2 tRNA genes are annotated in these 216 nt (G+C 55.1%); both read right to left on the bottom strand.

Annotated elements, in window-relative coordinates:
- Positions 1-3: 3 nt before the first annotated feature.
- A tRNA-Tyr gene (locus HMPREF2642_RS05090) sits at positions 4-87 on the bottom strand.
- 18 nt (positions 88-105) lie between these two features.
- Positions 106-181: transfer RNA gene (locus tag HMPREF2642_RS05085), tRNA-Val, on the bottom strand.
- Between the last annotated feature and the right edge of the window lie 35 nt (positions 182-216).

Genomic DNA, 216 nt, shown 5'->3' with positions numbered 1-216 from the left:
AGATGGTGGAGGGGGGCAGATTCGAACTGCCGAACCCGAAGGAGCGGATTTACAGTCCGCCGCGTTTAGCCACTTCGCTACCCCTCCGGCATATTCACTTAAGAATGGTGGAGAATGACGGGTTCGAACCGCCGACCCTCTGCTTGTAAGGCAGATGCTCTCCCAACTGAGCTAATTCTCCAAAATGGTGACTCCTACGGGACTCGAACCCGTGTT

The sequence above is a fragment of the Staphylococcus sp. HMSC055A09 genome (genome assembly GCF_001809655.1).
Taxonomy (GTDB): Bacteria; Bacillota; Bacilli; order Staphylococcales; family Staphylococcaceae; genus Staphylococcus; species Staphylococcus capitis.
The sequence above is the reverse complement of the archived record's forward strand: the minus strand, read 5'-3'. Positions and strand labels throughout refer to the sequence as shown.